This is a genomic window from Variovorax sp. 01N429 (assembly GCF_056399425.1).
Map to the genome: position 1 here is coordinate 154,844 of NZ_JBFTRG010000012.1, position 18,264 is coordinate 173,107.

Here is an 18,264-nt window from a genome sequence, read left to right on the forward strand (position 1 = left end):
GTCTTACCGGAGCTTCAGGGTGGAAAGACCCACGAGGCACAGCAGCATCGTGATGATCCAGAAGCGCACCACGACCTGCGTCTCGCGCCAGCCGCTCTTCTCGAAATGATGGTGAAGCGGTGCCATCTTGAGCACGCGCCGCCCTTCGCCAAAGCGCTTCTTGGTGTATTTGAAATAGGTGACTTGCGCCATCACCGAGATCGCCTCGACCACGAAGATGCCGCCCATGACGAAGAACACGATTTCCTGGCGCACGATGACGGCGATGGTTCCCAGTGCGCCGCCGAGCGCGAGCGCGCCCACGTCGCCCATGAAAACCTGCGCCGGATGCGTGTTGAACCACAAAAAGGCCAAACCCGCGCCGGCCATGGCCGAGCAAAACACCAGCAGTTCGCCCGAGCCCGGAATGTGCGGAAAAAGCAGGTAGCGCGAGTACACGGCACTGCCCGTGACGTAGGCGAACACGCCCAGCGCGGAGCCCACCATCACGACCGGCATGATCGCCAGGCCGTCGAGCCCGTCAGTGAGGTTCACCGCATTGCTCGCGCCGACGATCACCAGATAGGTGAGGATGACGAAGCCGATGCCGCCGAGCGGATAGCTCACTTCCTTGAAGAAGGGCACCAGCAGGTTGATCTTGGGCGGAAAGTCCAGGTCGAAGCCCGAACGCACCCAGGTGGCGAACAGTTCCAGCACGCGCCAGTTGGAGCTTTCGGAGATGCTGAAGAGCAAATAGAAGCCCGCGACCAACCCGACCACCGACTGCCAGAAGTACTTCTCGCGCGAACGCATGCCTTCGGGGTCCTTGCGCACCACCTTGCGCCAATCATCGACCCAGCCGATGGCGCCGAAGCCGAGCGTCACCCAGAGCACGATCCAGACGAAGCGGTTCGAGAGATCGAACCACAGCAATGTCGAAAGCGCGATCGAGAACAGCACCAGCACGCCACCCATCGTGGGCGTTCCGCTCTTGGTGAGATGCGTCTCCATGCCATAGCTGCGCACCTGCTGGCCGATCTTGAGCGCGGCGAGGCGGCGAATGACGTAAGGCCCGGCGAGCAGGCCGAGGAGGAGCGCGGTCAACGCCGCCATCAGCGCGCGGAAGGTGAGGTACTGGAAGACGCGCAGGAAACCAAACTCCGGCGAGACCGTCTGCAGCCATTGGGCGAAGGTCATCAGCATGCTGTGAATGGGCGCGGCTCATGCGGCATGACCGACCCCCTTGTCTTGTTGTTGTGGTGCAGCCGAAGCGACGATGGCCTGGACCACCCGCTCCATCTGCATGAAACGCGAACCCTTCACGAGCACGCTCGCGGCGCGGGGCAAACCCGCCATCACTGCCGCGTTCAGCGATTCGATGTCACCGAAATGCCGGGCCTCGCTGGCCTCATTGCCGGCGAATGCAGCCACGCTGTGTTTCGATTCCTCGCCGAGCGCATAGACGGTCTCGATGCCGCGCTCGCCGGCCCAGGCGCCGACTTCGGCATGAAACTCGGGTCCCTGGTTGCCGACCTCGCCCATGTCGCCGATCACCAGCATGCGCGGTCCAGGCAGGCTGGCGAGTACATCGATCGCCGCGCGCATCGAATCGGGATTGGCGTTGTACGTATCGTCGATGACGGTGATCGTGCGACCTTCGGCCACATGCAACTCGATGGCCTTGGAACGGCCTTTCACTGGCTCGAATGCGGCGAGCCCGTCGGCGATCTTGTCGGGCGAAACACCGCTCGCGAGCGAACAGGCAATGGCCGCCAGCGCATTGACGACGTTGTGGCGGCCCGCGATGCGCAATGCGCAGCGAACATCGCCCACCGGTGTCCGAGCCTTGAACTGCCAGGCGCCCCGCGTCCATTCGGCAGTGGCGAGCGCGATGTCCGCGTCCTCGTGTTCACCGAAGGTGAGACAGCGGCGAGTCGCACCTTCGCGCGCAATCGACTGCCACAGCGGCGTGAATTCATCGCCGAACGGAAACACCGCCGTTCCGCCATCGGGCAACACCGAAAGGACGGAGGCGTTTTCGCGCGCCACGGCCTCGACCGTCGCCATGAATTCCTGATGCTCGCGCTGGGCGTTGTTGACCAATGCGATCGTCGGGCGGGCGATGGCGGACAGGCGGGCGATCTCGCCCGGATGGTTCATGCCGAGTTCGACCACAGAGCGCTGATGCCGCGCACGAAGCCGCAGCAGCGTCAGCGGCACACCGATCTCGTTGTTGAAGTTGCCCGCCGTCGCGAGGGCGCCTTCGCCGCAGGCCGTGCGAAGAATCGAGGCGATCATCTGCGTCACGGTGGTCTTGCCGTTGCTGCCGGTCACTGCAATCAAAGGCAGGTCGAACTGCGAGCGCCAGCCGGCGGCCAGCGCGCCGAGCGCGGCCAGGGTGTCGGGCACTTCCAGGCCGGCGAGACCGGCCGCTTCGAGGCCGCCGTGTGCAATCGCGGCAACCGCGCCGCGCGCGCGCGCGCTGGCAAGAAACGCGTTCGCGTCGAAGCGCTCGCCCTTGAGCGCCACGAAAAGATCGCCAGCTGCCAGCGTCCGCGTATCGGTATGTACGCGAAGGATCGGTGTGGCGGGGTTGCCGATCAGGCGCGCGCCTGGAATCCAGTTCGCCGCCTGGGCCAGCGTCATCATCGAATCGGAAGCGGACATGGTGTTCATGCCTCGCTCCTTCTGGTGAGCGCGTCAATGGCATGCGCTCGGTCCGAGAACGCGATGCGTTCGCCCGCAATCTCCTGCCATGCCTCATGGCCGCGTCCGGCGATCAAGACCACGTCCTCGGGACGGGCCTGCGCGAGCGCATCTGCAATTGCCTTGGCGCGATCGGGTTCGACCTGCGCCGCCTCCGGACGCGCCAGGCCGAGCAGGATCTGGCTGATGATCGCGGCAGGCTTTTCGCTGCGCGGGTTGTCGCTGGTCACGACGATACGATCGGCCTGCGCCTCGGCCACCGCCGCCATCATGGGGCGCTTGACCGTATCGCGGTCGCCGCCGCAGCCGAACACGCACCACAACTCACCGCCGCGCTGTTGCGCCAACGGACGCAAACCGGCGAGCGCCTTGTCGAGCGCGTCGGGCGTGTGCGCATAGTCGACCACCGCCAGCGGATGGCCGGCGATGCTCAGGCTTTCCATGCGGCCGGGCACGCTGTCCAGGCCCGTGCAGGCGGCAACGGCTTCGTCGAGCGACATGCCGAGAGCGCGCAGAGTGCCCAGCACGCCCAGCAGGTTCGCGACGTTGTACTGGCCGATCAACTGCGTTGAAAGCCGCACCGGCAAATGGCCCTGCTCCACCACGGAGAAGGTGAGGCCCTGCGCGTCATAGCCGATGTCTTGCGCCATCAGGCGGGCGGGAGAGCCCGCGGCCGACAGGGTCCAGACATCGAGCGCGCCGACGCCGGTTTCGATCAGGTTGCCCACCAGCGCAGCGCCATGCACGTCGTCGATATTGACCACTGCGGCGCGCAAGCCTGGCCAGCGGAACAACTCCGCCTTGGCTTGCCAGTACGCATCCATGCTGCCGTGATAGTCGAGATGGTCCTGCGTGAAATTGGTGAAGACCGCGACAGCAATCCGCGTGCCGTCAAGCCGGCGCTCCACGATGCCGATCGACGATGCCTCGATGGCACAGGCGCCGTATCCGCGGTCCGCGAACCCGCGCAACTCTCGCTGCAGCAGCACCGGATCGGGCGTTGTGAGCCCGGTGTAGGTGAGTTCGGGCGGCACACCGACGCCCAGCGTGCCCACGACGGCACACGGCGCGCGGCCGGAGCGCGACAGCGACTGCGCCAGCCACCACGCCGTGGAGGTCTTGCCGTTGGTGCCCGTGACGGCGAGGACGTCGAGTTGCTCGGACGGGTTGTCGTAATACGCCGCTGCGATCGGCCCGGTGGCGGCCTTCAGGCCGGCGTAGGTGGCGATGGCCTCGCCATCGAATGCAAATGCATCGCTGCCCTCTTCTTCGACGAGGCAAGCCGCGGCGCCCTGCGCAAGGGCATTGGCGACGAAGCGCCGCCCGTCGGTGGCGGCGCCGGGCCACGCGATGAATCCGTCGCCCGCGCCGACGGCACGGCTGTCGGCGTGCAGCACCCCGCGCACGCGGGCCTGCAGCCAGCGCGCGGCTTCAGTGGGGTTGCGAAGCATCGTCGTCATCAGAAGCTCTCATCCACGCCCGTGGTCACGACCAGGGGTTTGACAGCGAGATCTGGCGCCACGTTCATCATGCGCAGCGTTTGCTGCACGACCTCGCTGAACACCGGAGCGGCCACGGTGCCGCCGAAATACTGGCCGTTGCTCGGCTCGTCGATCATGACCGCCACGATGATGCGCGGCTTGTCGATGGGCGCCATGCCCGTGAACCACGAGCGGTATTGCTTGCTGGCATAGCCCCGGCCCACCTGCTTGTGCGCCGTGCCGGACTTTCCGCCCACCGAGTAGCCCACGGTCTGCGCGAGCGGGCCCGTGCCGCCCGGGCCGGCAGCCATCTGCAGCATCTTGCGCACCGCCAGCGCGTTCTGGGCCGAGAAAACCTTGACGCCGACCGCCGGCTCCGAGCTCTTGAGGATGGTGACCGGGATGACGCTGCCATCGTGCGCGAAGGCCGTGTACGAATGCGCCATCTGGAACAGCGACGCCGACAGGCCGTAGCCATACGCCATCGTCGCCTGCTCGACCGGTTTCCATGACTTCCATGGACGCAGGCGCCCCGTGACGGCACCCGGGAACTGGATCTGCGGCTTCTGCCCATAGCCGAGCGCCGTGTAGGTGTCCCACATCTCGTGTGGGGTCATCTTCTGCGAGATCTTGAGCGCGCCGATGTTGCTCGACTTCTGGATGACGCCTTCGACCGTCAGCGAGCCGTAGTTATGCGTGTCGCTGATGGTGAAGCCGCCCAAGCTGTAGCGGCCGGGCGAGGTCTCGATCACGGTCTTCGGCGTGATGCGGCCGGCTTCAAGTGCCGTGGCAACAGTGATCGGCTTCATGGTCGATCCTGGCTCGAAGACGTCCGTCATGGCGCGATTGCGCAACTGCTCGCCCGTGAGGTTCTGCCGCTTGTCGGGCACGTAACTCGGATAGTTGGCCAGCGCGAGCACTTCGCCCGTGATTGCATCGAGCACGACCACGCTGCCCGCCTTGGCCTTGTGCAGCGTGACTGCGTCGCGCAGCTTCTGATAGGCAAAGAACTGCACCTTGCTGTCAACGCTGAGCTGGATGTCCTTGCCTTCGACCGGCGGCACCTGTTCGCCGACGCCTTCGACGACGCGCCCGAGCCGGTCCTTGATGACGCGGCGCGAACCGGGCTTGCCCGCCAGGTCCTTGTTGAAGGCGAGTTCGATGCCTTCCTGGCCGTTGTCCTCGACGTTGGTGAAACCCACCACGTGCGCGGCCGCCTCGCCCTCGGGGTACTGGCGCTTGTATTCCTTGCGCTGGTAGATGCCCTTGATGTTCAGCTCGGCAATCTGCTTGGCGATCGGCTCGTCCACCTGCCGCTTGATCCAGACGAACGTCTTGTCTTCGTCTTCGAGCTTCTTGTCGAAGTCTTTCTGCGGCATACCGAGCAGCTTGGCCACCTGCTTGAGCTTGGCCCTGACCTCGGCATCGTCGCGCTCGATGTCCTCGGGGATCGCCCAGATGCTGGGCGCAACCACGCTCTGCGCAAGCAGCAGTCCGTTGCGGTCGATGATCCGGCCGCGATTGGCCGGCAGCTCGAGCGTGCGCGTGAAGCGCACCTCGCCCTGGCGCTGGAAGAAGTCGTTGCCGATCACCTGCACATAGGCGGCGCGGCCCGCGAGCACGACAAAGCCCAGCGCGATGCCGCCGACGATGAACTTGCTGCGCCAGACCGGGGTCTTGCTGGCGAGCAGTGGGCTGGTCGTGTATTGAACGCTGCGACGGGTCATAGGCCCCCCGACTTGAGGCGGCTCGACATCGAACTCATCAATGCGCCCCCTTCGTAGCAGCAGTTCGCGGCGCGGACGCGGTGGGCGCGGGCGCAGCGATGGCGGGGATCACGGTGCCGTCTTCGCGCACGTACTGCGTGATGGCCGGCGTGGTCGTGCGCATCTTGAGCTGCTCCTTGGCGAGCTTCTCGACGCGCAGCGGCGTGGCCTGCGCCCGTTTCTCTACCTGCAGGCGATCGTGGTCCAGTTCGAGCCGGCGCGTTTCGAGCTCGACCCGGTGGAACTCGGTGAAGAGCTGGCGCGACATGTACTGCGTGTGCACGAGATAGATCGCCGAGCCCAGCACGGCGATCAACAGGAGCAGGTTGAGTCGAGCCATGATCTGCTCAGCCCTCGTCCGAAGTGCGCTCGGCGATGCGCAGGATCGCGCTGCGCGAGCGCGGATTGCCATCGACCTCGGCCTGGGACGGCTTGACCCGGCCAACAGAGCGCAGTTTCATTGCCTTGGGCACGGCGAAGGGCGCGCGACGGTCGTAGACCTCGCGTGAATGCTTCGCGATGAACTGCTTCACGATGCGATCTTCCAGCGAATGGAAACTGATCACCGCGAGCCGGCCCTGGGGTTGCAGCACGACGAGACTCGCTTCTAGCGCCTGTTGCAACTCTTCAAGCTCGGCATTGATGAAAATCCGAAGAGCCTGAAATGTGCGCGTTGCAGGGTTCTGGCCCGGCTCGCGGGTTTTGACCGCGCCAGCCACGAGCTGGGCCAACTCGGCGGTGGTTGAAACTGGGCCCCGTTCTTGTCGGCGAGCAACAATCGCCTTTGCAATCTGAACAGCAAACCGTTCTTCGCCATAGTCACGAATCACCTCCGCAATCTGCTGTGGTTCGGCCGTTGCCAGCCACTCGGCCACACTCTCGCCGCGCGTGGTGTCCATGCGCATGTCCAGAGGGCCGTCGAAACGAAAAGAAAAACCCCGCGCGGGGTTGTCGATCTGGGGAGAGCTGACACCGAGGTCCATCAGCAGGCCTGACACGCTCGCAGGCGGCAGCTCTCCAAGGTCCTTGAATCCCTGGTGGCGGATGGAAAAACGCGCATCCTCGATGCGCGCTGCTTCGGCCACCGCTTCCGCGTCCTTGTCGAACGCGATGAGGTGGCCCGCCGGCGCCAGCCTTGCCAGGATTTCCCGGCTGTGGCCGCCTCGCCCGAAGGTTGCGTCGACATACGTGCCGGTGCTGTCCGATCCTTCGGGAAAGAGGGCTTCCACCGCCTCTTTCAACAAGACGGTCGTATGGGTCCATGGCTGTTCCACTTGGGGCCTCAGAACGAGAAGTCCTGGAACACATCGGGCATCTGGCCCTGGGTCGCTTCAGCTTCCTTGGCGTCGTAGGTGGCCTTGTCCCAGAGTTCGAAATGATTGCCCATGCCGAGCAACAGGGCATCGCGGGAGATGCCCGCCGCGGCGCGCAGTTCGGGCGACACGAGCACACGGCCGGTGCCATCCATCTCGACGTCCATGGCGTTCCCAAGGAAGACGCGCTTCCACCACTGCGCCGACATCGGGAGGGCCGCGATGCGATCGCGGAACTTCTCCCATTCGGGGCGCGGGAACACCATCAGGCAGCCGTGAGGGTGCTTGGTGATCGTGAGTTGGCCGTCTGCCGTCGCGCTCAGGACGTCACGATGCCGGGTCGGCACGGAGAGCCGCCCCTTGGCATCCAGACTGAGCGATGAAGCGCCTTGAAACACGACCACGAAACCCCGGTTGCGGAGGCCGCCGCGTACCTGAACGCGGCATTCCCCGACACTTTTTCCCACTTAACTGCACTTTTTTGCACTGTAGCAGGAAACGCCTACCTCGCAACCCACGGTCGTCTGTATTTTTTGTAATGGAATCAACAACTTAGCGGTGTTTTTGCAACCGGCAAAACCGCGAATTTCGTTGTAAGTGAAGCACTTAGCTCGCGCAATGAATGTGTTGCGTGAAGCGTGTATCCGCGCAGGTGCCAATCAGAGGATGAAACGCGAAAGGTCTTCGTCGTGACTAAGTGCCGAAAGACGCGCATCCACGTAGGCCGCATCGATGTGCACGGCCCGGCCGCCGAGCTTGGCCGCATCGAAGCTGACCTCGTCGAGCAAGCGCTCCATCACAGTCGACAACCGGCGCGCGCCGATGTTCTCGGTGCGTTCGTTGACGTCGAAGGCGATGCTGGCGAGCCGGGTGATGCCGTCGGGCGCAAATTCGAGCGTCACGCCTTCGGTGGCGAGCAGCGCCTGGTATTGCTTGACCAGCGATGCGCGTGTCTGCGTCAGGATGCTTTCGAAGTCGGACACCGACAGCGACTGCAGCTCGACGCGAATCGGAAACCGCCCCTGCAGTTCGGGAATCAGGTCGCTGGGCTTGCTCAGGTGGAAAGCACCGCTGGCGATGAAGAGGATGTGATCGGTGCGCACCACACCGTACTTGGTGCTCACCGCCGTACCTTCGACGAGCGGTAGCAGGTCGCGCTGCACGCCTTGCCGGGAAACGTCGGTGCCCTGCGTCTCGTTGCGGGTGGCCACTTTGTCGATTTCATCGATGAAGACGATGCCGTTCTGCTCGGCGTTCTGAATGGCCTGGCTGCGGATTTCGTCTTCGTTGACCAGCTTGGCTGCCTCTTCGTCGATCAGCAGGCGCATGGCTTCCGCGATTTTCAGTTTGCGCGTCTTGCGCTTGACTTGGCCGAGTTGGCCGAACATGCCGCGCAACTGCTCGGTCATTTCCTCCATGCCGGCAGGCCCCATGATCTCGAGCGGCGTGCGGGTTTCGGCAAGGTCGATCTCGATCTCCTTGTCATCGAGTTCGTTTTGGCGAAGCTTCTTTCGAAAAGCCTGCCGGGTCGTGCTGCCGGCGTCGGAAGCGCCGCCGCCGTCAGGGAGGCGGGCCGGGGGCAGCAGTACGTCCAGGATTCGATCCTCTGCAGCATCCTCGGCGCGCATGCGGACCTTGCCGCTTTCGGCTTCTCGGGTCTGCTTGACCGCCATTTCGGCGAGGTCGCGAATGATGGAGTCCACGTCCTTGCCGACGTAGCCTACCTCGGTGAACTTGGTCGCCTCGACTTTGATGAAGGGCGCGTCGGCCAGCCGCGCCAGGCGGCGCGCAATCTCGGTCTTGCCGACGCCCGTCGGGCCGATCATGAGGATGTTCTTGGGCGTAATCTCGGCGCGCAGCTTTTCCTCGACCTGCTGCCGACGCCAGCGATTGCGCAGTGCAATCGCCACGGCGCGTTTGGCGTCGGGCTGGCCGACGATGTGGTTGTCGAGTTCGGAAACGATTTCCTGGGGGGTCATTGGCATGGGAGCGTTTCTCAGTCAGGCTTTCACAGGGTCTCTACCGTGTGGTGCATGTTCGTATAGATGCAGAGTTCGCCTGCGATCTCCAGCGCCTTCTTGACGATCTGGTCGGCGGGCAGGTCCGTGTGATCGACCAGCGCCTTGGCGGCAGCTTGCGCATAGGCGCCGCCGGAGCCGATCGCGATGATGCCGTTCTCGGGCTCCAGCACGTCGCCGTTGCCGGTGATGATCAGCGAAGTCGTCGCGTCGGCCACGGCCAGCATGGCTTCGAGCCGGCGCAGCACGCGATCGGTGCGCCAGTCCTTGGTGAGTTCGATGGCCGCGCGCGCCAGGTGCCCCTGGTGCTTTTCGAGCTTGGCCTCGAAGCGCTCGAACAGGGTGAAGGCGTCAGCCGTGGCTCCGGCAAAGCCGGCAAGCACCTTGCCGTGATAGAGCCGTCGCACCTTGCGTGCGCTGCCCTTGATGACGATGTTGCCCAACGTGACTTGACCGTCGCCGCCGATGGCAACCTGGTCGCCACCGGCGCCCTTGCGACGCACGCTGATGATGGTGGTTCCGTGAAATTGTTCCATGGGGCATTATCCCGCCCGAGGCCTGCCCACTTCCGAGGGCAGCCTACCGTCGCCAGGGGTCAATCCCTCGTCTTGACGCTCGCATGGTCGGTGATGCCGACGACGCCGAAGAAACATGCAACGAGGCGGTGGGCTTGCGTGAACTGGACGTTCTGGCCGCGCGCGTGGCGGCCGGTCACCCAGTTCAGCAGCGAACCAGCCGCTGTGAAGTCGACCCGGACGAGAGCCGCACACGAAATGCTCGGCGCCGCCGCGTCGCCCAGCTCGTCATCAAGCCGCTGCAGGGTCGAGAGCGATTCACCGACGAGATCGCCCGCCAGCGCCCCGCTGGCGGGCGGCTCCCCAGAACGGTGGGCCTCGCCCGACGTGATGCTCAGGGATGGCTTGGAAATCTTGGGGGTGTCGAGCGCCGCATAGTCGCCCTTGGGATCTTCCCAGGGCGGCGGTGACACCTCATAGGTGATGCAGTAATTGAGCGCAAGCAGCTCGAACTCGTCGGCCCGATGCATCACCCGAAGCGCCGCCATGTGCAACTGCCACCAGATGGCATCGATGCCTCGGTCGTTGGCCGGTGTCGCTTCGGCAAGCACCAAAAGCAACTGATCGGCGCCGGAAAACCGCAGCTGGACGGCCGAATCTGCCCAATGATTGAACAAGGCGCGCAGCGGGCCTGCGGCCTCGGCCTCGATGGCGCCCAGCGCGCTCCAGTCGAGCTTCCAGAAAGGACCGGCGGCCGCCAGTGCGCGCGTGAGCTCGATCAGGCCTTCGCGCGAAAGGCGCGCGGGGCTCGACCAGTCGGCGGTGCCGCCGCCAGCGACGACGGGCCTGGCCTGCGAAGCGGTCGCCGCGCGAGCCGTGCTTGCCAATGCCCGAAACGACATCCACTCGGGCGCCGAGCGCTTCATGCGCTGGGCATAACGGGTGCTGGTGACCACATACTTCTCGGCATCGCCGGTGGCTCGATAGAAGTCAAGCAGCGTCCGCCAGACATCGTCCTGATCGGCGCTCGGACTGTCCGGAGCCAGCGCCTGCAGCAGGATCGCCTCGGCTCCGGCATCGTCCCCATGGGCGAAGCGGATCGAAGCTTCCTCGATGCAGCCGTCTTGAGCCTGAGCCGGAGCCGGGACGGCCTGTCCGGGAACCCCGCGCTGCGGCACGCCGGGCACGGTGTCGGCGTAGGCACGCGCATGCTGCTCAGCCATGGGCGCCCCGCCGCTGGGAGCACCGTCGGCCTTTGCCTCGCCTTGCCCGCCGCGGGCCTTCCACCACTGCTGGGACATCTGCTCTTCGATCTCGTCGATCTTCTTGAGCGTGAGTGCCCTGCCGTCGGACTTGCCCGAGGTGCTGCTGACGTTGAAGGAGGACGCCGTACCGGCGGCATCGCCTCCGCCGGCCGCTTCGCGCTGCCGGAGCTTGCGGAGCATGTCGAATTCACGGCGGCGCACGAAGTCGTTGCGCTGCCGCCGCTCGATCATCTCCTTGAGCATTTCACGGCTGTAGCCGTTTTCGAGCGTGGAGGAGTCGTCGGCGTCGAGTTCGGACCAATCCTTGAGCGGATTGCGCACGAACTTCGCAACCTTGGACAGCAGGCGACCGGTTTCTTCCTTGGCCATGCGCTTCGTTTTCTCCTTCGCCTGCCGCGGCGATCAGTCGCCGAACATTTTCTGCTTGAGTTCGCGGCGCTGCTGGGCCTCTAGCGACAGCGTGGCCGTCGGGCGGGCCAGCAGGCGGCCCACACCGATGGGTTCGCCGGTTTCGTCGCAGTAGCCGTAGTCACCGGCATCGATGCGCTGGATCGACTGCTCGATCTTCTTGAGAAGCTTGCGTTCTCGGTCGCGGGTGCGCAGTTCGAGCGCGTGCTCTTCCTCGATGGTGGCCCGATCGGCCGGATCGGGCACGACCACGGTGTCCTCACGCAGGTGCTCGGTCGTCTCGCCGGCGTTTTCAAGGATGCCGCGCTTGAGTTCCTGCAGCTTCAGGCGAAAGAACGCCATCTGCTTTTCGTTCATGTATTCGGAATCCGGCATCGCGATGACTTCGGCATCGGTCAACTCTTCGGCCGACTTGGACTTCCAGTTGTTGGCGAGCTTGGGATCTTTCTTGATCGCGACGGGCGGCGGCGGCACCAGCGGGTTGGACGAAATCTGCACGAAGCTCGATTTCGCCGCGGTGGAGGCCACCGTCTGGGGCATGGAAGGCACGGTCAGCTGTGACAGCCGCGAGACGCGTCCGCCGCGCGCGGGTGCGGGCGTAGGGGTCGGGGCAGTCGTGGCGGTTGCCGGAGAGGTCACCGTGGCGGAAGAAGAATCGGAGGCGGCAGCCGTTTTTTTCATGGGAGTCGGTGGTGCAGGTGGCGCGGTGTGAGGGCCGGCCGGTTTGGATGACGAGACGCCCGCGCTCACGACCTTGGTCTTGCTCGTGGCGGGGACCTTGGACTGCGCTGCGGACTGGGGGGGCTTTTCGGCGGAAACCTTCTTCGCGGCGGGCACAGCCTGCTGGGCAACCTCCGTCTTCTTGACGGCCGGCTTCGACGCTGGCTTGGCTTTGGCGACAGGTTGCTTCACAGTGACTGGCTCCTTCGACGAACTCGAACGCACATTCTCAGTGGTGTCTCCCCCGTGGAAACCACGGGCGCTCGCCGTTCGCGAACCCAGGGGTTATACCCCTGAAAACGGCCCGAAAACGCGTGCAGTCCTATACCGGAAGTCACACACCGCCTCTAAAAAAAGGACAGGGTCACCCCGGAACAGGCGCGCGATTGTATAGAGAAGTCGAAGCGGGCGGCGTAATCGTCCGCCGGAATCACCGGCGGCCCGGCGCAGGCCTCAGACCAGGCACTGATCGAGGCCCTGCTCCAGGATCTCGCGAGGCAGGTCGATGCCGATGAACACCATGCGGCTGTTGCGCTTTTCGTCGGGGCCCCAGGCCGGCCCGAGGTCGCTGCCCATCAGTTGATGTACGCCCTGGAAGATCACCTTGCGCTCGGTGCCCCGCATATGCAGAACGCCCTTGTAGCGGAGCATGCGGGGGCCGTAGATGTTGACGATCGCCCCGAGAAAATCTTCGAGGCGAGCCGGATCGAAGGCGCGATCGGCGCGATAGACGAAGCTCTTCACGTCGTCGTCGTGGTGGTGGTGATGCCCGTGGCCTTCGTGTTCGTGCGATGGATGGTCGCAATGCTCGCCGTGCGCGTGATCGTGGTCGTGACCGTGCTCGTCTTCCTCCTTCAGGAAGTCCGGGTCGATGTCCAGCTTGGCATTGAGGTTGAAGCCTCGCAGGTCGAACACGTCTTTCAGGGGCACTTCACCGAAGTGCACCTTCTGCTGCGGTGCGCGTGGGTTCATGTGCTTGAGCCGATGGATCAGCGCCTCGGTCTCTTCGGCGGCGACGAGGTCGCTCTTGCTGATGAAGATCTGGTCGGCAAACCCCACCTGGCGGCGAGCTTCCTGCCGGTCGTTGAGCTGCTGAGGGGCATGCTTGGCATCGACCAGCGTCAGGATCGAGTCGAGCAGGTAGCTTTCGGCGATTTCGTCATCCATGAAGAAGGTCTGCGCCACCGGACCGGGGTCGGCGAGGCCGGTCGTCTCGATCACCACGCGATCGAAATCCAGCAGACCCTTGCGCTTCTTGGCCGCCAGCAGTTGCAAGGCCTCGCGCAGGTCTTCACGGATGGTGCAACAGATACAACCGTTGCTCATCTGCACGATCTGCTCCTTCGATTCGGTCACCAGGATGTCGTTGTCGATGTTCTCTTCACCGAATTCGTTCTCGATGACGGCGATCTTCTGGCCGTGGGATTCGCTCAGGATGCGCTTGAGCAACGTGGTCTTGCCGGCGCCGAGGAAGCCAGTGAGGATGGTGGCGGGAATGAGGGCCATTGAATGCTCCGGGGATCAGGATCGAGAGAGATCGGGGACAGAAAGTTTAGCCACGGCCAGCCGGCCATGCGCTGCCAGGGTCAACCGCTATTTGCGCACCACCACCAGCCCCTTCAAGTACTCCCCTTCCGGGAACTCGATCGTCATCGGGTGGTCGGGGGCGGCGCCGAGGCGCTCGGTGATGTAGCCGTCCACACGGGCGTCGATACCCGCGGAGGCCACGATCTTGTGGAACAGGTCTGCGCCGATGCCGCCCGAGCACGAAAAGGTCAGAAGGTGCCCACCCGGCGCGAGCAGCTTGAACGCCTGGCGGTTGAGGTCTTTGTAGGCGCGTGCGGCACGCTCGGCATGCGCAACCGTGGGCGCGAATTTAGGCGGATCGAGCACGATCGCGTCGAAGCTTCGTCCCTCTTCGACGAAGCGGCGCAATGAAGCATTGACGTCGGCATCGAGGAACTGCGCCTGCACATCGCTGAAGCCGTTCATCGCCAGATGCGCCCGTGCGCGCTCCAGCGCGGGCATCGACGAATCGATGGACGTGAGTTCGGCACCCTCTATGGCGCCGGCCGCCTTCAGGCCCGAAAGCGCCGCGACGGTGAAACCACCGGTGTAGCAAAAGCAGTTGAGCACCCGCCGAAAACGGCGTTGCGCGGCCAGTTCGGCAAATCGCTTGCGGCTGTCGCGCTGGTCCAGGTAGAAGCCGGTCTTGTGGCCAGTCGCGACGTCGAGCCCGAGTTGCCAATCGTGCTCGCGGATCGTGAGCTCGGTTGCGCCCGTCCCTCGCAGCCAGCCTGTGACGGGCTGCAATCCCTCGCGCTCGCGGCCGCTGGCGTCGGAGCGCTCATAGAGCTTCTGAAGCCCGGTCGCTGCGAGCAGCGCATCCGCCAGCACGGCCTTCCAGCGCTCGACGCCGGCCGACAGGAATTGCGCGACCAATGTGTCGCCATACCGGTCGACGATGAGGCCCGGCAGGCCGTCGGCCTCCCCGTGGATCAAGCGTACGCCGTCGCTCTGGATGTCGAACAATCCGCGTGCCGCGACTGCGCCCTCTACGCGCCCGGAAAAGAACCCTGCATCGATGCGCTGCTTTTCATCGAAGCTCCATGCACGCGCGCGGATCTTGGAATGGGGGCTGAAAGCGGCCCATGCAAGGAAATTGCCTTCGTCAGATTCGATGCGCACCGTTTCACCCGCATCGCCGCCGCCCTTGGCGATCGCTGATTCGAACACCCAAGGATGTCGCCGCAACAGCGAGCGCTCCTTGCCGGGCCTGAGACGGAGGTTCTTCATGCTTTCCTGCCCTTGTTCTGATTGTTCTGCTTGTTTTGTTTGTTCTGGCTGTTCACGCTGTTCTGACGAGCGGGTTCCTCGCGCGCCTGAGCCCGGGGATGCGCCGCATCGTAGGTCTTCGCCAGATGCTGGAAATCCAGCCGCGTGTAAACCTGGGTCGTGGAGATGTTGGCGTGCCCCAGCAGTTCCTGTACGGCGCGCAAATCGCTGCTCGATTGCAGCACATGACTTGCGAACGAGTGCCGCAGCATGTGCGGATGCACCGGCGTCGCCAAGCCGGCCTTGAGGCTGCGCCGCCGCAATTGCTTCCATACCGAATGGTTGGAGAAGCGCAGGCCGTTGCGGCCAATGAAAAGCGCCGCCGCACTCGCAGGCTCGCGCAGCCGCGCCGATTCGAGCGCGGGGCAATCCTCTCGCACCGCCAGCCAAGCCTGCAAGGCTTCGATTGCCTTGCTGCCCACCGGCACCAGTCTTCGCTTGCTGCCTTTGCCCAGCACATTGGCTTCCGCGGCGTCGAGGTCGATCCAGCCCCGCGCCTTGCCGCTCGCTCGCACGTCCAGCCCCGTCAACTCGCTGACGCGCAGACCGCATCCATAGAGCAGTTCGACGATCGCACTGTCGCGCGCCTCGGACCACGGGTCGGCGTCCGCATCGTGGAGGTCCGCCAATCGGACCGCGTCGTCCACGGCAAGCGCCTTCGGCAGTGGCCGGTCGGACTTGGGCGCGTGAACGTCCTGCACGGGGTTCGAACCCACCAGCCGCTCGTTGCCCAGCCAGCGGTAGAAGCTTCGCCAGCACGAAAGCACCAGCGCGATCCCCCGCGACTCGCGACCGGCGCCATGCAATTGGGCTGTCCAGCGACGAACGTGCGCCGTCTGGACCTTGTCGAGCGCCAGCCCCGCTGCCTGCGCCTTCTCGGCCAGCGTCTTGAGGTGAATGGCATAGAGCTCGACCGTGCGCGGCGCCAGGCGACGCTCGACGCGCACGTGCTCGAGATATCTCTCGATCAAGTCCATGCGCGGCGCGGCTTCAGAAGAGGTATCCACGGGCCGCATTGTTCACGATGGCCAGGGGCTCGCGCAAAGCACCCTTGAAGACCATGCCCCAGCGCTGCCAGCAGGAAGTCGACGCCGCAGCGTACTGGACCTCGAAGGCCCGGTCGAAGCCGCTGGCCCGGGCGAGCCGTTCCGCGCGCCACAAATGGTAGGGCTCGGTCACGATGATCACGCTCTTTACGCCGGCTGTCTGCAGCACGCTGCGCGACATCGAAAGGTTCTCCCTCGTCGACGACGAGACCGACTCCAGCAGCAAGGGCCCGCCGTAGCCGGCGGCCCGCGCGTGCCGTTCCATGACCTCAGCCTCGACGCGGCCGTCTTCCCAGTCCACGCCGCCGCTCAGCAGCAGCCGCTGCGCTTGACCCGCATTGGCGAGGGCGATGCCGGCATCGACGCGGCCGGTCAGGCACGGATTGGGCTTTCCGTCGCGGTAGGCGCGATTGCCCAGGATCAGGGCCGCATCGGCGGCGCGTTGAGGCGGATGGTCCAGCACCCAGCGGGCGTGCCGCCACACGATGAAAGCGATCGCGAAATAGCCGACCAGCAGGATCAGCAGCGCGCCCCACAAACCGCGCCGGAGCGCGCGGTTCAAGGCCGCAGCCGCGACAGCGCGGCCGAGGCGAGCTCGGCGATGCGATCCAGGAAGTCGGTGCCCATGTCGGGGTTGTAGCGCTGCGCGTCAGGCGACGCGAGCAGCAGCAAGCCGAAAGCCGGCGCCTCGGGTTCCGGGCGCAACGGAATCAGGGCGATCGACACGGCCGCATGCGGCTCGGCGAGCCAGCCGGACACCTCGAAGCCGGAATTCAGGCCGCAATAAGGTGCCGTCAGCGAAGTCGCGAGTGCCTTCACGTCGTCACTCACCCACTGCGCGTAGGGCTCGTTCAGGTAGGCGCTGTCGCAATCCCAGATCTTGATGGCGGTCTGGGGCACCAGGAAAAGCGTCTCCAGCTGTGAGGCGATCTGCGTGGGCAGATGGCGCGGGTCGCGCAGGGTCAGCAGCCCGCGGGTCCATCGCTGGAGACGGTCGGCCGTCACCATGTTCTCGGTGCCATGCCGCACCATGTCCATGACCCGGTGCTCCAGCGCCTTGATCTTCTCGCGCAGCATCTCGGCTTGACGCTCCTGCAGGCTCACCGCGCGGTTGCCGTGCGGGCTCGTGAGCTGGACCTGGCTCAACAGCTGCGCATGGCGTTCGAAGAAGTCCGGCGTGTTGGCCAGGTAGTTGGCGATGTCGTCTTCGGTGATCGGATTCATGGGGGTTTGGTTGAAATGATTCATGGCTGGTCCGGCACCTCGATCTCGCCTTCGAACACCGTGACTGCCGGACCTGTCATCAGCACCGGAGCACCGTCGCCGGCCCATTGGATGGTGAGCAGGCCACCATGGGTTTCGACGTCGACACGGGCATCGAGCAGGCCGAGCCGGATGCCTGCGACCACTGCGGCACACGCGCCGGTGCCGCAAGCAAGGGTTTCGCCGGCGCCGCGCTCATAGACCCGCAGGCGCACGCGCGAGCGATCGACCACCTGCATGAAACCGGCGTTGACGCGCTGCGGAAACCGCGGATGGTGTTCGATCAATGGCCCTTGAGTTTGCACAGGCGCCGTGTCGGCGTCGTCGACGATCTGCACGGCATGCGGGTTGCCCATTGACAGCACTGCCACCGACACGATGGCGCTTCCGGCATGCGTGCCGAGCGCCAGATGCCATTTCTGCCAGCCGCCCTCGTGCACCGGATCGAGCCCTGCAGTGTCGAAAGGCACAAGCGCGGGTTCGAAGATGGGCGCGCCCATGTCGACCGTGACGCGGCCATCGGCGCCCATCCGCGGCTCGATCACGCCCGAAAGCGTCTGCACGCGCACGGTGTCCTTGGGTGTCAGGCCATGCTCGCGTACGAAGCGCATGAAGCAGCGCGCGCCGTTGCCGCACTGTTCGACTTCGCCGCCGTCGGCGTTGTGGATCACGTACTGGAAGTCGATGCCTTCGCCCGGCGACGGGCGCACCGAAAGGATCTGGTCGGCGCCGACGCCGAAGTGGCGATCGGCCAGGAAGCGGTATTGCGCTGACCTGAGGCCGAGCGGATTGCGGGTTTCGTCCAGCACGACGAAGTCGTTGCCGGCTCCTTGCATCTTGGTGAAGCGAATTCGCATCGGGGGATTATCTGCTGCTCGCGTCGGATGCTCTTGCATCCCGCTGAATGGCGAGGGCGCTGCCTAGAATGATCCAAACGATTTCAAGTGCA

At 64.9% G+C, this 18,264-nt stretch carries 17 protein-coding genes; all 17 read right to left on the minus strand.

Translation table 11 applies throughout. The features are described 5' to 3' along the window. Positions 1 to 3 precede the first annotated feature (3 nt). Complete coding sequence (gene mraY / locus AC1DSF_RS21270) at positions 4 to 1,182, minus strand: phospho-N-acetylmuramoyl-pentapeptide-transferase (RefSeq protein WP_478125991.1); 1,179 nt, start codon at positions 1,180 to 1,182, stop codon at positions 4 to 6. Between the two features lie 18 nt (positions 1,183 to 1,200). Next, positions 1,201 to 2,655, minus strand: coding sequence for a UDP-N-acetylmuramoyl-tripeptide--D-alanyl-D-alanine ligase (locus tag AC1DSF_RS21275; RefSeq protein WP_478125990.1), 1,455 nt, complete (start codon positions 2,653 to 2,655; stop codon positions 1,201 to 1,203). Then, on the minus strand, positions 2,652 to 4,145 hold the full coding sequence (locus AC1DSF_RS21280) for a UDP-N-acetylmuramoyl-L-alanyl-D-glutamate--2,6-diaminopimelate ligase (RefSeq protein ID WP_478125989.1): 1,494 nt from the start codon (positions 4,143 to 4,145) through the stop codon (positions 2,652 to 2,654). Before AC1DSF_RS21280 ends, AC1DSF_RS21275 begins: the two co-directional genes overlap by 4 nt. Then, entirely contained in the window at positions 4,145 to 5,893 is a 1,749-nt protein-coding gene (locus tag AC1DSF_RS21285) for a peptidoglycan D,D-transpeptidase FtsI family protein (protein ID WP_478125988.1), read from the minus strand. Before AC1DSF_RS21285 ends, AC1DSF_RS21280 begins: the two co-directional genes overlap by 1 nt. A gap of 37 nt (positions 5,894 to 5,930) precedes the next feature. Beyond that, entirely contained in the window at positions 5,931 to 6,272 is a 342-nt protein-coding gene (gene ftsL, locus AC1DSF_RS21290; RefSeq protein ID WP_478125987.1) for a cell division protein FtsL, read from the minus strand. Between the two features lie 7 nt (positions 6,273 to 6,279). Then, positions 6,280 to 7,206 (minus strand): 16S rRNA (cytosine(1402)-N(4))-methyltransferase RsmH, encoded by a 927-nt coding sequence (gene rsmH / locus AC1DSF_RS21295; RefSeq protein WP_478125986.1) that lies wholly within the window; start codon positions 7,204 to 7,206, stop codon positions 6,280 to 6,282. A gap of 8 nt (positions 7,207 to 7,214) precedes the next feature. After that, positions 7,215 to 7,643 (minus strand): division/cell wall cluster transcriptional repressor MraZ, encoded by a 429-nt coding sequence (mraZ, locus tag AC1DSF_RS21300; protein WP_478126314.1) that lies wholly within the window; start codon positions 7,641 to 7,643, stop codon positions 7,215 to 7,217. Between the two features lie 261 nt (positions 7,644 to 7,904). Further along, positions 7,905 to 9,230 (minus strand): ATP-dependent protease ATPase subunit HslU, encoded by a 1,326-nt coding sequence (gene hslU / locus AC1DSF_RS21305; protein WP_478125985.1) that lies wholly within the window; start codon positions 9,228 to 9,230, stop codon positions 7,905 to 7,907. A 23-nt stretch (positions 9,231 to 9,253) separates the two neighbouring features. Beyond that, positions 9,254 to 9,799: an ATP-dependent protease subunit HslV gene (hslV, locus tag AC1DSF_RS21310; RefSeq protein ID WP_478125984.1), complete on the minus strand. Its 546-nt coding sequence runs from the start codon at positions 9,797 to 9,799 to the stop codon at positions 9,254 to 9,256. 59 nt (positions 9,800 to 9,858) lie between these two features. Beyond that, a complete protein-coding gene (locus AC1DSF_RS21315) occupies positions 9,859 to 11,412 on the minus strand; it encodes an STAS domain-containing protein (RefSeq protein WP_478125983.1) in 1,554 nt (517 codons plus the stop codon). Between the two features lie 33 nt (positions 11,413 to 11,445). After that, positions 11,446 to 12,363, minus strand: coding sequence for an RNA polymerase-binding protein DksA (dksA, locus tag AC1DSF_RS21320; protein ID WP_478125982.1), 918 nt, complete (start codon positions 12,361 to 12,363; stop codon positions 11,446 to 11,448). Between the two features lie 261 nt (positions 12,364 to 12,624). Then, the gene (locus AC1DSF_RS21325; RefSeq protein WP_478183393.1) at positions 12,625 to 13,677 is read right to left on the minus strand and encodes a CobW family GTP-binding protein; all 1,053 of its coding nucleotides are present in this window, start codon (positions 13,675 to 13,677) and stop codon (positions 12,625 to 12,627) included. An 87-nt stretch (positions 13,678 to 13,764) separates the two neighbouring features. Further along, on the minus strand, positions 13,765 to 14,967 hold the full coding sequence (locus AC1DSF_RS21330; RefSeq protein WP_478183394.1) for a class I SAM-dependent rRNA methyltransferase: 1,203 nt from the start codon (positions 14,965 to 14,967) through the stop codon (positions 13,765 to 13,767). After that, on the minus strand, positions 14,964 to 16,022 hold the full coding sequence (locus AC1DSF_RS21335; RefSeq protein WP_478183395.1) for a tyrosine recombinase XerC: 1,059 nt from the start codon (positions 16,020 to 16,022) through the stop codon (positions 14,964 to 14,966). Before AC1DSF_RS21335 ends, AC1DSF_RS21330 begins: the two co-directional genes overlap by 4 nt. Further along, positions 15,997 to 16,614 (minus strand): YdcF family protein, encoded by a 618-nt coding sequence (locus tag AC1DSF_RS21340; RefSeq protein WP_478145421.1) that lies wholly within the window; start codon positions 16,612 to 16,614, stop codon positions 15,997 to 15,999. The genes AC1DSF_RS21335 and AC1DSF_RS21340 overlap by 26 nt, the downstream gene beginning before the upstream one ends. After that, on the minus strand, positions 16,611 to 17,300 hold the full coding sequence (locus AC1DSF_RS21345) for a DUF484 family protein (RefSeq protein ID WP_478125977.1): 690 nt from the start codon (positions 17,298 to 17,300) through the stop codon (positions 16,611 to 16,613). The genes AC1DSF_RS21340 and AC1DSF_RS21345 overlap by 4 nt, the downstream gene beginning before the upstream one ends. Beyond that, on the minus strand, positions 17,297 to 18,172 hold the full coding sequence (gene dapF, locus AC1DSF_RS21350) for a diaminopimelate epimerase (protein ID WP_478183396.1): 876 nt from the start codon (positions 18,170 to 18,172) through the stop codon (positions 17,297 to 17,299). Before dapF ends, AC1DSF_RS21345 begins: the two co-directional genes overlap by 4 nt. Positions 18,173 to 18,264: the final 92 nt, after the last annotated feature.

Excerpts from the sequence above, each read along its gene's own strand:
- mraY (WP_478125991.1), bottom strand. The coding sequence starts at position 1,182 with ATGCTGATGACCTTCGCCCAATGGCTGCAGACGGTCTCGCCGGAGTTT.
- AC1DSF_RS21275 (WP_478125990.1), bottom strand. The coding sequence starts at position 2,655 with ATGAACACCATGTCCGCTTCCGATTCGATGATGACGCTGGCCCAGGCG.
- AC1DSF_RS21280 (WP_478125989.1), bottom strand. The coding sequence starts at position 4,145 with ATGACGACGATGCTTCGCAACCCCACTGAAGCCGCGCGCTGGCTGCAG.
- AC1DSF_RS21285 (WP_478125988.1), bottom strand. The coding sequence starts at position 5,893 with ATGACCCGTCGCAGCGTTCAATACACGACCAGCCCACTGCTCGCCAGC.
- ftsL (WP_478125987.1), bottom strand. The coding sequence starts at position 6,272 with ATGGCTCGACTCAACCTGCTCCTGTTGATCGCCGTGCTGGGCTCGGCG.
- hslU (WP_478125985.1), bottom strand. The coding sequence starts at position 9,230 with ATGCCAATGACCCCCCAGGAAATCGTTTCCGAACTCGACAACCACATC.
- hslV (WP_478125984.1), bottom strand. The coding sequence starts at position 9,799 with ATGGAACAATTTCACGGAACCACCATCATCAGCGTGCGTCGCAAGGGC.
- AC1DSF_RS21315 (WP_478125983.1), bottom strand. The coding sequence starts at position 11,412 with ATGGCCAAGGAAGAAACCGGTCGCCTGCTGTCCAAGGTTGCGAAGTTC.
- AC1DSF_RS21325 (WP_478183393.1), bottom strand. The coding sequence starts at position 13,677 with ATGGCCCTCATTCCCGCCACCATCCTCACTGGCTTCCTCGGCGCCGGC.
- AC1DSF_RS21330 (WP_478183394.1), bottom strand. The coding sequence starts at position 14,967 with ATGAAGAACCTCCGTCTCAGGCCCGGCAAGGAGCGCTCGCTGTTGCGG.
- AC1DSF_RS21335 (WP_478183395.1), bottom strand. The coding sequence starts at position 16,022 with ATGCGGCCCGTGGATACCTCTTCTGAAGCCGCGCCGCGCATGGACTTG.
- AC1DSF_RS21345 (WP_478125977.1), bottom strand. The coding sequence starts at position 17,300 with ATGAATCATTTCAACCAAACCCCCATGAATCCGATCACCGAAGACGAC.
- dapF (WP_478183396.1), bottom strand. The coding sequence starts at position 18,172 with ATGCGAATTCGCTTCACCAAGATGCAAGGAGCCGGCAACGACTTCGTC.